This is a genomic window from Candidatus Thermoplasmatota archaeon, assembly GCA_035541015.1.
GTDB lineage: Archaea > Thermoplasmatota > SW-10-69-26 > JACQPN01 > JAIVGT01 > DATLFM01.
The window spans coordinates 43,994-54,502 of record DATLFM010000019.1 but is presented as its reverse complement, the minus strand read 5'-3'; the positions used below and the strand labels follow the sequence as shown (position 1 = coordinate 54,502).

General features: G+C 70.0%; 10 protein-coding genes. 1 reads left to right on the top strand and 9 read right to left on the bottom strand.

Annotated elements, in window-relative coordinates:
- From VM681_01925 to nrdR, 4 genes are all read right to left on the bottom strand, one after another.
- On the bottom strand, nucleotides 1-607 hold a 607-nt coding region (locus VM681_01925; GenBank protein HVL86758.1), incomplete at its 3' end, for a hypothetical protein.
- Between the two features lie 44 nt (nucleotides 608-651).
- Complete coding sequence (locus VM681_01920) at nucleotides 652-1,008, bottom strand: hypothetical protein (protein HVL86757.1); 357 nt, start codon at nucleotides 1,006-1,008, stop codon at nucleotides 652-654.
- 126 nt (nucleotides 1,009-1,134) lie between these two features.
- A complete protein-coding gene (locus VM681_01915) occupies nucleotides 1,135-3,720 on the bottom strand; it encodes an adenosylcobalamin-dependent ribonucleoside-diphosphate reductase (GenBank protein HVL86756.1) in 2,586 nt (861 codons plus the stop codon).
- Nucleotides 3,721-3,755: 35 nt separating this feature from the next.
- Nucleotides 3,756-4,268, bottom strand: coding sequence for a transcriptional regulator NrdR (gene nrdR / locus VM681_01910; GenBank protein ID HVL86755.1), 513 nt, complete (start codon nucleotides 4,266-4,268; stop codon nucleotides 3,756-3,758).
- 379 nt (nucleotides 4,269-4,647) lie between these two features.
- On the opposite strand from nrdR, the gene VM681_01905 reads away from it, so the two are divergent.
- A complete protein-coding gene (locus tag VM681_01905; protein ID HVL86754.1) occupies nucleotides 4,648-4,812 on the top strand; it encodes a hypothetical protein in 165 nt (54 codons plus the stop codon).
- Here VM681_01905 and VM681_01900 read toward each other — a convergent pair.
- The 5 genes from VM681_01900 to VM681_01880 form a co-directional block, all read right to left on the bottom strand.
- Nucleotides 4,809-5,261 carry a hypothetical protein gene (locus VM681_01900; GenBank protein ID HVL86753.1) on the bottom strand — a complete coding sequence of 151 codons (453 nt, stop codon included), beginning with the start codon at nucleotides 5,259-5,261 and terminating at the stop codon, nucleotides 4,809-4,811. The genes VM681_01905 and VM681_01900 overlap by 4 nt on opposite strands.
- A gap of 4 nt (nucleotides 5,262-5,265) precedes the next feature.
- Nucleotides 5,266-5,739, bottom strand: a complete 474-nt coding sequence (locus VM681_01895) for a hypothetical protein (GenBank protein ID HVL86752.1) — start codon at nucleotides 5,737-5,739, stop codon at nucleotides 5,266-5,268.
- Between the two features lie 70 nt (nucleotides 5,740-5,809).
- Nucleotides 5,810-6,268: a hypothetical protein gene (locus VM681_01890; protein HVL86751.1), complete on the bottom strand. Its 459-nt coding sequence runs from the start codon at nucleotides 6,266-6,268 to the stop codon at nucleotides 5,810-5,812.
- Nucleotides 6,269-6,345: 77 nt separating this feature from the next.
- Entirely contained in the window at nucleotides 6,346-8,772 is a 2,427-nt protein-coding gene (locus VM681_01885) for a S8 family serine peptidase (protein ID HVL86750.1), read from the bottom strand.
- Nucleotides 8,773-8,778: 6 nt separating this feature from the next.
- Entirely contained in the window at nucleotides 8,779-10,422 is a 1,644-nt protein-coding gene (locus VM681_01880; GenBank protein HVL86749.1) for a PQQ-binding-like beta-propeller repeat protein, read from the bottom strand.
- Between the last annotated feature and the right edge of the window lie 87 nt (nucleotides 10,423-10,509).

Here is a 10,509-nt window from a genome sequence, read left to right as displayed (position 1 = left end):
CCCCATGGCCAAGGAGCTTGGCCGCCTCTTCGACCGCAAGGCCGCAGACGCGAAGCGACCGCGGGTAGGCCATCAGCGCGACGACGCGCGGCCGCTGCTCCGCGACGCAAAGGCGCGCCAACCGCCGCGCGGCTTCGATCTCCTCGCGGCGAAGGCGCAAGGCGAGCTCGGGCATCGCCTCCATGGCGTGGCGAAGGTCCAGCAGGCGCCCGTCGGGAACGGTGGAGGGAAGCGGCGCCCGCGCGAGCGCGCGCCGCGCCCGCCAGCGCAGGAGGAAGCCCGCGTCGTCGGCCGGGAGGAGCGGCACGAGCGGAACGTCCTTCTCGCGCGCGCGTTTGGCGCACGCGCGGTAGGCAAGGAGCGGATCCTCGCCCGGCGCACCCCGTTGCACCGCCTCGCAGGCGGCCTGCAGGAGCCACGGGACGGCGGGCCTGCGCGCGGCAAGCGCGCCGCAGGTCGCAAGGTCGAGATCCACGGCAAGCGCGCCGGGATCGAGGCGCGCGATCTCCGCCCCCACCCGGTCGGCCTCGCCGGCAAGGCCGGGCGCAAGGTCGAGCACGGTGGCGCGGCCGGGGCCGAGCTCGACGACGTGCGACTTCGCGCGCATGCAAGACGCATGCGCGGGACCCGGCAAGAAGCGTGCGGAACGGATCAGCGCGCGACGCGGCCCACCGCGCGGGGCGAGACGGCGATCGGCGGGGCGGCAAACGGCGCGCCGAGGATGGACTCGGAGAGGGCCTCGCAGAGGTCCTCGACGGCCTTCGCCTCCTCGCGCGTGACGTGCGCGGGCACGGCGCGGGCGCGAAGGCCCGTTTTTCGGCAGAGCACGACGCGGACGATGCCTCGCGGCGGCCCGTGCCCTTTGGCAAAAAGGAGTCGTGGCCGGCTCCCTGCGAGCTCGACCACGACGCCCAGGCGGGAGGCTTCCGGGTATTCGGTGTGGAAGCGGGCGAGGAGGCGTTCGGCGCGGCGGTGTGCAACCGCGATCCCGGAGGTTCCCCAGCGCATGCCTTGCCATCGCGCCCGTGAGCCATAGGCTCGGGTACGGGTGCGGCAACCCGACGGCGTGTCCGTTGCTCGCGTCGTGACAGCCGGTTCAGGCGCGGGTCGAACGGGTGCAGTGGAAGCGAGGGTCTAGCACTCCGAATACCCGCACGAGTGGCACTTCACGCAGCCTTCCTCGTAGGCGAGGATGGCCTCGCACTCGGGGCACTCGGGGTTCATGCCCAACCGCACGAGCTCGCGAAGGTCGTCGCCTTCCTTCTCGCGCTCGTCGTCGGCCACGACCTTGACGGCGCCCTTGGCGGGCGCGACGTCGGGGGCAAGCGGCGCGTAGTTGTCCACGCGCACCTGCACGCTCTTGTGGAGCTCCCCCGAGGCCCACTTCTTCAGGCCAAAGGCGATGGCGTCGGGCACGGAGTTGATCTTCGTGCCGCGGTGCCAGGCGATCTTCGGCGAGCGGATGCCCTCGAGCTGGTCGATGACCTCCTGCACCGGGACGCCGCTTCGCAGGAGAAGCGAGGCCAGGCGCGCGACGGCCTCCGTGAACGACGCCGTGTAGCCGCCGCCGTGGCCGATCTGCGCGAAGACCTCGAAGGGACGCCCCTCCACCTCGTTGATCGTGAGGTAGAGGGGGCCGTATCCGGTCTCGATGCGCTGGGTCGTGCCCGTGATGATGTCCGGGCGGGGCTTGGGCTTGAGGATCCCGTGCCCCACGGGCTCGACGGGGACGATCGTCTTGGGCTTGGCGGCGGGCGGCTCGGGGCTCACGAGCTTGCCGGCGGCCGGCTGCGCGGTGGAGTCGTCGCGGACGACCTCAACTTTCGTGGTCGTCGCGGCCTTCGCGGAAACGCCCACGTTCATGACCTGGTCGTCGCGCGAGCCGTCGCGGTACACCGTGATGCCCCGGCAGCCAAGCTCGTAGGCGAGCACGTACGCCTTCTTCACGTCCTCGACCGTCGCCTCGGGGGGCATGTTGATCGTCTTCGAGACCTGGGCCTCGACGTGCTCCTGGAAGGCGGCCTGCATGCGCACGTGCATCTCCGAGGTGACGTCGAAGGAAACGGCGAAGACCTTCTGCCACTTCTCCGGGATCTCCTTGATGCCGCGGGCCGAGCCTCGGTTGTCGAGGATTTTCTGCAGGAGGTCCTCGCGCCAGAAGCCCTCGCGCTTGGCCACCTCGATGAAGTAGTCGAGGACGTAGGGAAGGTGCGTTCCGTCCATGACGTTCTTGTACCAGATGAGCGAGAACTCCGGTTCGCACCCGCCCGAGGTGTCCGCGATCATCGAGAGCGTGCCCGTGGGCGCGATCGTCGTGACGTACGAGTTGCGGCGGCGGACACCCTGCTTCTCGTGCTTGCCGCCGTACCAGTTGCCGTAGACGCCGCGCGCCTTGGCGAGCTCGACCGACTCGTCGACGGACGTGTCGTTGATGAACTTCATCACCTTCTGCGCCATCGCGAGCCCCTCCTTGCCGTCGTAGGGGATCTCGAGCTTGAAGAGCATCCGCGCGAAGCCCATGATGCCAAGGCCGATGCGCCGGTTGCCGTGGCTCATCTTGTGGATCTCGGGGATCGGGAACGCGTTCATGTCGATGACGTCGTCGAGGAAGCGCGTGGCCAGGCGGACGCTTCGCTCGAGCTTGTCCCAGTCGATCTCGTAGGCGCCCCGCCCGACGGGCTTCACGTGCTTGTCGAGGTCGATCGATCCGAGGTTGCACGAGTCCATGGGCTGGAGGTCCTGCTCGCCGCACGGGTTCGTGGCCTCGATGGGCGCGACGTGCGTGGTGGGGCACTTCTCGTTGCTGCGGTCGACGAAGAAGAGGCCGGGCTCGCCGGCGACCCAGGCGTTGCCCGCGATCTTGTCGAGGACCTCGCGGGCGTCGAGCTGACGGACGACCTCGCCGGTCCTCGGGCTCACGACGTCGTACTTGTCGCCGCGCGCGACGGCCTCCATGAAGGCGTCCGTGAGGGCGACGCTGATGTTGAAGTTCTTGATCTGGTTCGACAGGAGCGAGCGGTGCAGCAGCTTGAGCTTCGCTTCCCGCTCGGCGGCCGGGACGCCGAAGCTCTCAAGCTCGGCGCGACGCTCGTCGTGGATCTTCTGGCTCTCGGGTTCGAGCTTCGCCTTGCAGTCGATGAACTCGAGGATGTCCGGGTGGTCCACGCGCAGGATGCCCATGTTGGCGCCGCGACGCTTGCCGCCCTGCTTCACCTGCTGGGTCGCCGCGTCGAAGATCTTCATGAACGACACGGGGCCCGAGGCCACGCCCATGGTGCTCTTGACGAAGTCCTCCTTCGGGCGCAGGCGCGAGAAGGAGAAGCCCGTGCCGCCTCCGCTCTTGTGGATGATGGCCTGCCACTTGAGCGCGTCGAAGATGCCGGGGATGCTGTCGGCGACGGGAAGCACGAAGCAGGCGGAGAGCTGCTGGAGCTCGTTGCCCGCGTTCATGAGCGTCGGGCTGTTGGGCAGGAAGTCGAGGTCGGCCATGAGGGCGTAGAACTTCTTGGCCCACTCGAGCGTGGCCTCGTCGTCGGCGCCGTAGTTGCGCTCGGCCTGCGCGATGTTCCACGCGACGCGCCAGAACAGCTCCTTGGGCGTCTCGACGGGCTTGCCGGACTCGTCCTTGTTGAGGTAGCGGCGCTCGAGCACCTTGCGGGCGTTGTCGCTGATCTTGGGCTCCGGCAGCTCGGCAAGGACGTTTGCGGCCTTCGTTTCCATCCGATTCACGATGCTCCCCTCCACGGTTGTCGTCGTCACGTTCCTGCGCGCGGGTTCGCCGGAACTTCCGGACGCCCCGCGCGCTCGCCGGTCTTTCGGGCCAGAAGCTCGGCCGCCTCCTTGCGGAAGGCGTCGGCGTCGCCAAACTCCCTGTAGACGCTTGCAAAGCGCAGGTAGGCGACCTCGTCGAGCTTCTTTAAGCCCTCGAGGACGAGCTCGCCGATCCGGCTTGTTGCAAGCGGGCCTCCGTCGCCGGCCTCGCGCGCGGTCTCCTCGATACCCTCGATGAGGGCCTCGAGCGCCGCGCGCGGGATCGGCCGTTTCTGGCAGGCCTTGAGGAGGCCGGCCTCGAGCTTGTCGCGGTCGAAGTCCTCCACGCGCCCGTCGCGCTTTGTCACGAGGACCGAGGGGGCTTCCGCCCGCTCGTACGTCGTGAAGCGCTTGCCGCAGGCGATGCACTGGCGCCTCCGGCGGATGGCGTCCATCGTGCCCGTCTCGCGGGAGTCGATGACGCGCGTGTCCTGGCAGTCGCAATAGAGGCACTTCATGTTGACAGGTTCCAATTGCCAAGAAGGCTTAAGACGTTGTGCTATGGATTGCGTGGTCCAAGCAAGCGCACCCCAAGCCCTAGCGCACAAGGGCTTGAGCATATTTAGGGAGCGCGAAGCGTGCCAAGCCAGCAAGCGGGCGCTTGATGGAGCCGCCCGCACGCCGCCTGCCCGCGGACGCGCCTGGCGGCACAAAACGCTTGCCAAATCGTTTCGCGTGCGTCCGGTGCAACCGGCCCGCCGCGCGTCGGAGACGCGAGCCCCCGCCGGACAGCGTCCGGACAACTGACCGCGCCGCCTCGAAAAACCCGGTCATTTGCCCACGAATTCGATCGACAATTCTAACTCCCGCGAGGACGGTCGCGCATCGGGGCTCCCGATGACCGTCGCCACGACCACGCTGGACGCCTGCATGTTTTGCGGAGGACACATCGCCGATCCGGGCCTGGGCTTCCTCGTCCACCTCGACGGCAAACCCTCCTGCCGCGCGCAGCACGAGGAGTGGAAGGAGCGGTTGCAGGAAGATTGGGGCGGGGGAGACTAACCGCGGGGCGGATCTTCGGCCTGCGGCTGCTCCTCGTAGAAGTGAAAGATCACGTTGCCCGCCAGCGGCACGCTCCAAGGCGAGGATGGCCAAGCGAGCGCGTTCACCCGCACGCTTGCCGTCCCCGTCGGAAGCATGACGAACGTCCCCGCCGCAAATTCGACGCGGGCGAGCTCGTGGCCCTCCGCGTCGTGCGCCGATGCCAGGCCTCGGCGCACCGGCGCTCCTCGGAGGTCCTCGAACAGGATGCGCGCAAGATCGACCCCCGGCGGGACGCGCGCGCAGGCGACGGGCGGCTCGAGACACCCGCGAAACGGCGAGGCGGGGCCGGCAACGTAGCCGTCCGCCGCCGAGCCGCGGAAGTGCGGTGCGGCCGATCCGTTGCCTGCCGAAAACACGCAGGCCGCGACGAGGATCGCAAGTGCCAGAGATCGACGCAAGCTTCGCACGCGCCTAGAGGCAGACGACGGAGCCCTCGCCGCACCACGTGTGAAGCTTGTGCCAGAGGCTGAGCGGGTAGACCACCCTCGCCTGGACCGCGTCGTGCGCAGAGAGCCCGTCGCTCGACACGGCGACCACGTCGACGCGCGTGTAGGCCATCCGATAGCCGGGAAGCATCACGAGGTAGCAGTAGTCGTCGGGATCGGCGCCCAGCGGCGATACGCGGCGGTCCCCGCACCGTTCCCGCGTGATGTCGTGCTCCTGATATCCGGGGCCGCCCGCGTCCACGCGCAGGTCCAAGCGCGCGATCGTGCCCGAGTCGTGGCCCGCGCGCACCACGACCCACATCGCGCCGGCGACCTGCTCGTTTGCGGTCGGCTGCAGGATTTTCACGAACGGGGGCACGGGTGCGCCCGTACCCTCGGCCGGAGCGAGCGTTCCCAGGAACAAGCCCACGAACATCAGCGTCACGAGATTCCGTTGCATGCTTCCCCGGTTCGGGCAAGCCAACCCGACGGGATGGAGGTTTTCCGAACGCCGTTGGACCCGGTCGAGCTCAGGCAAATCCGCTTGCGACCGTCACGGTCATGCGAAGGCCCCTGTACGCGACGACCAGGACCTGCCGGGCGTCCACGGGTACCGTGCACACCTCGTCGGGGGCGTTGGTGGCGCATCCGCCCAGGTACGGACCGGACTGCCCGTTGGGCTGGCGCTCGCCGAAGAAATGGATGTCGAGGTCGTGGGAGACTCCGCCGTTGTCCGTGACCGTCGTCACCCGCGAGCCCCACAGCGTGGACGCAAGGTCGCAGTAGAAGCCGTCGATGCCCTCCGGAATGGCGTTTCGGATCGTCGGTGACCAGGGGCCTTGTCGCTGCTCCGTCACGCTTGTGACGGCCGTCGCCGGATGCCCCACGACGATCGTGCGCGTGCAAACGAACACGGGCTCGGACGGACTCGCAAGCGCCGCTCCCGCAAGCGGCCCGAGGAGGCAAAACAGGGCGGCGGCTTGAAGCAAGGCCGGGCGTGCAAGCGTGGTTCGCATGGGGATCGGCGGCGCGAACGCGCGAGTGCGGCATTACGGTTGTCCGAATCTCATGCGACGGCAAGCGTGAGCACGAGGCGGCCGCTTGCGCCATGGGGGCCGGCGACCTGCACGAAATAGGTTGTCCCCGCCTCCACGGGGAAGTCGAGCCTCGACTGCGCGATCTTCGGGGCAAGGTCGTTGTTGCAGGCGACAAGCGAAAGGGCCGCGAGGTCGTCGCCGCGGTAGGCCGCAAGCATCGTGTCGTACGAGGATCCAAGCGTGGTTGCCGCGGCGCGCCCGCTGCGAGCGGGTTCCCATCGGTACCAGAGGCTCGCTCCGATCGAGCTCGCGCAGCCGGCGGGCTCGCCGGGTTCGTTCGTCGCGCCTCCCGTGTCGCGCACGTCGACGTACGGCGTTGACGTCACCGCCTCCGCCTGGGCAAAGCAGTCGCCCCGAACGCCCGGGCAGCCTCCGAAACGGATCGCAAGATCGCCCTGGCGGCCCAGGGACCCGCCCGCTTGGACGAAGTACGCGTTGCCCGCTTGCACGTCGAGCCGCACGCGAGACTGCAAGACGCCGGGGGCGGCATCGTCGTTGCAGGCCAAGGGCTCAAGCGCGCCCCATCGCCCGGCGTACACGGCAAGGACCGTATCGAATCCCGACTCGCGCGTGTCGATCTCCACGAAGCCGTCGGATTCGGCGGTCCACCGGTACCAGACGGTCGCGCCCATGCCGCCGCAGGGTCGCGGCTCCTCGGGTTCAAGCGTCGCCCCGCGCGTGTCCCGCCGGTGGGTCGCGGGCACGCCGCGAAGCTCGGTCGCGGCCGCAAAGCAGTCCGCCGGGACGCTCGCCTCCGGGCAAGGCGCCGGCGGCGCGATCGGTCGAACCCGGAAGGCAAGATCGCCAAAGTCCTCGCCCACCCCCGACGCCTGGACGTAGTATCGTTCGCCCGCGCGCGCCGGGAACCACGCGCGGGAGGAAAGCGCGCCGGGAGCGTCGTCGTTGCAGGCCAGAAGCGCAAGATCCGACAAGGCGCTGCCGCGATACACGGCGAGGACCGTGTCGAAGTCGGAGCCGGTCGTGTCCGCCACGAGGTCGACGTCCTCGTCGACCGCAAGCGCGTACCAGACGGTCGAGCCAACGGGCCCGCCGCCCTTTGCGCACGCGCGCGGCTCCCCCGGCTCTGCGCCGGCGCCCGCCGTGCCGCGCCGATCGGAGAACGGCACGCCGTCCACCAGGCGGGCGTCGGCGAAGCAATCGTTGGGTGCCCAGCCGCACGCCGCTTCGGGCGGCCGGGGGCACGGCTGCGCTCCGGAAAGGAGGCAGCCCACGTCGAGCTCGCCGTGCCCGAATCCGTCGTCGCGTCCCGGCGCTCCAAGGTCGTGCGCGGTGGCGGCAAGGCGCGCGCGAAGCTGCGGTCCCGTGAGGTGCGGAAGGTGCCCCCACGCAAGCGCAAGGGCGCCGGCCACGTGGGGCGCGCTCATGCTCGTTCCGCTCATGCGCCCGTAGGCGAGATCGCTCACATGCAGCGTGCTCAGGACGGAGAAGCCCGGCGCGGACACCTCGACCTGCGGGCCGCGGGCGGAGAACGGGCAGAGGCCTCGCGCGCGCGTGGTGCATCCGACCGCGATCGCATCGGGGTGGCGCGCGGGGTGCAGCACGCAGTCTTGGCAGCCGTCGTTGCCCGCCCCGGCCACCACGATGCGGCCCTTCGTCTGCACGGCGTACTCGATCGCGTCCGAGATCGCGCGGTCGTCGCACGACTGGCAGCCAAAGCTCAGGTTGATCACGGTCCGCTCGACGGGCGCGTTGGCGCACCATGCGATGCCGCTTGCGGCGGCCGTGGTGAGGATGTACCGGTCACTGCCGGCCTTGACCGCGTAGAGGCCGACGTTGCCCATGCCCGCGATCCCAAGCCCGTTGCCCACGGTCGCCGCGGCGATGCCGGCGACGTGCGTTCCATGGCCCATGCCATCGGAGACGTCCGTGTTGTAGCCCACGTAGTTGTATCCGCCCAGGAAGCGGCCCGCGAACTCCTCGTGCGTGGCGCGAAGGCCCGTGTCCACGACGCACACGGCCGACGAGCCGTCGCCGGGGAACAGGGCCCAGGCCGCCGGCGCGCCCACGTTCATGGGAGCGTACTGCGCGCCGAACCGGGGATCGTCCGGCCACGCGTCCAGCAGCGGGATCCGGCGCTCGGGCTCCACGTACCGGACGCGCGGGTCGGCTTGCGCCTGCGCGCGGAACGCGCGGGGGTCCAGGGGCGACACGACGAGGAAATGGAGGCGCTCGTCGACGGTCTCCACGGATAGCCCCAGGTAGCGGTCGCCCACCCCCAAGCCGTGCGGACCGGAAAGACCGACGACAAGACGGCCCGTCTCCGAGACGGCCCCGTGCGCAGGAGGCTCGGCGCCCGCCGACGCTGCGGCGGGCACCGGCGGAACCAAGCCTGTCGAGAGCAGGAGCACGATCGTGATCGCGCGCTTGGCGTGCATGCGCTCCTAGAGCCGTGCCGGGGGATGATCCCTCTCCGAAACGCGCTGGACCGGCCCGTTTTGGGCCGCGGCCGCCGTGGCGTCGTAGCGGAGCAGGAACGCGTCCTGTCGCGCCGGCGACATCAGGCAGTCGCCCGGCCCGGCGCAGAGGCGCTGGGGCCCGGCACACACCCTCTCTTCGCGACCCTGCAGGGTGTACGAGATCGAGGCAAGACAGCCGGCGCCGGTTCCGGAAAGGTGTCCTCCCACGTAGACGGCCGAGCCTGAAAGCGCGACGGCGAGCCCGACGTCGTCCCCGCGACCCGCCCCGTCGAGCGCCGCCTTCCACAGCACGGCGCCGTCGGAGGCGCGATACGCGACCGTGAATACGTCGCTCGTTGGCGCGCAGGCCTCCTCGGGCAGGGAGATGGGCGAGCAGGACAGAAGGCCCGACCGCAGCGCGGCCGACTGGCTTTCCCCGGTCACCACGACGAAGGAACCGTCCGCGGAGGCGGCGATGCCGTGCGCGGCGTCGAGGGCCGCGCCGCTGCCGTGGCTTTGCATCCACCGCACGGAGCCGTCCTCGACGGAGTACGCGATCGTCCGGTGGACGGAGCCGTTCCCGTTTGCGGACAGGGCCTCGCCCGCAAGCACGAAGCTTCCGCCTGCGACGGCCGCGTCGTTCATGCGCCCGGAGGCGGCGTGGCGCTCCAGCCACTGGACCTGACCCGTCGCGGCGTCGAGCGCGGCGGCCACGAAGTCGTGGTGCCCCAGCGCGTCTGCCGCGTTGCCCGCCACGAGCACGCGCTCGCCGGCGAGCGCCACGCGCGACGCAAAGGCCCGTCCCGAGACGGCCAGCGAGGCGGACCAGGAGGGCAAGAGCTGCGGATCCAGGGCCTGCACGAAGGGCGCAAGGCTCTGCCCGGCCGACGGGGCGCGCCCGCCCACGACGACGACCTGCTCGTCGGACCGCACGACGTCCCACAGCAGCGTGCGCGGAAAGTCCGCATGGCCAAGCCGGGTTCCGGTGGCGCCATCGTAGACGGCAAGCCGGGCCGACTCGCCCGTGCCAAAGGCGCTGCTTGCTGCAAACACGCGTCCGTCGGGCGCGACCGCAAGGGCGTTCACGAGCTCCAGATCCCCTTCGGGGAATCGCGATTCCACGCGCGACCAGGCCGGGGCTCCCGTCGCGGCGTCGTAGGCGAGGAGCGCCTCGTCGTATCCCGTGCCGGCGGAGTACACGAACCCTCCCACGTACACGCGCGTGCCCGAAGGATCGAAGGCGACGGCCATTCCGACGTCCACGAAGTCGCCGCTTCCGCCGTACGTCGCCGACCACCGCCGGGCGCCGGTCTTCGCGTCGTAGGCGACCGTGAGCATGTCCATGCCGGAGATTCCGACGAAGCATTGCGACCCGCACGCGCTCGTCTGTCCCTTGCCCGTGGCCACGACAAGCGTGCCGTCGGGGCTCACGGCGATCGCGCCGTGCGTGCTGAGCTCGCCCGCATTCGCTCGCGAGATCCAGCGCGCGCAGGGCTGCGCTTCCAAGACCGTTCGCGGGTCCGCGCAGACGTTCTTCACGGGTCCGGCTTCCGTCCCGACGAGGCTTGGGGCGGCGGCCCCCCAGGGCACGATCAACAGCGCAAACGCCAAGGGCAGGATTCGCAACATGGCTCTTCCCGAGGCCGGCTACGACCGCGGCGCTCTTAGCGACGTTCCAAAAAGCGTTGATCGCCTAGCACGATCCTTGTCCAACGG

Bases quoted from the DNA above. Each gene is read 5' to 3' on its own strand.
- VM681_01895 (HVL86752.1), bottom strand. From the start codon at position 5,739: ATGCAACGGAATCTCGTGACGCTGATGTTCGTGGGCTTGTTCCTGGGA.
- nrdR (HVL86755.1), bottom strand. From the start codon at position 4,268: ATGAAGTGCCTCTATTGCGACTGCCAGGACACGCGCGTCATCGACTCC.
- VM681_01905 (HVL86754.1), top strand. From the start codon at position 4,648: ATGACCGTCGCCACGACCACGCTGGACGCCTGCATGTTTTGCGGAGGA.
- VM681_01915 (HVL86756.1), bottom strand. From the start codon at position 3,720: ATGGAAACGAAGGCCGCAAACGTCCTTGCCGAGCTGCCGGAGCCCAAG.
- VM681_01880 (HVL86749.1), bottom strand. From the start codon at position 10,422: ATGTTGCGAATCCTGCCCTTGGCGTTTGCGCTGTTGATCGTGCCCTGG.
- VM681_01885 (HVL86750.1), bottom strand. From the start codon at position 8,772: ATGCACGCCAAGCGCGCGATCACGATCGTGCTCCTGCTCTCGACAGGC.
- VM681_01920 (HVL86757.1), bottom strand. From the start codon at position 1,008: ATGCGCTGGGGAACCTCCGGGATCGCGGTTGCACACCGCCGCGCCGAA.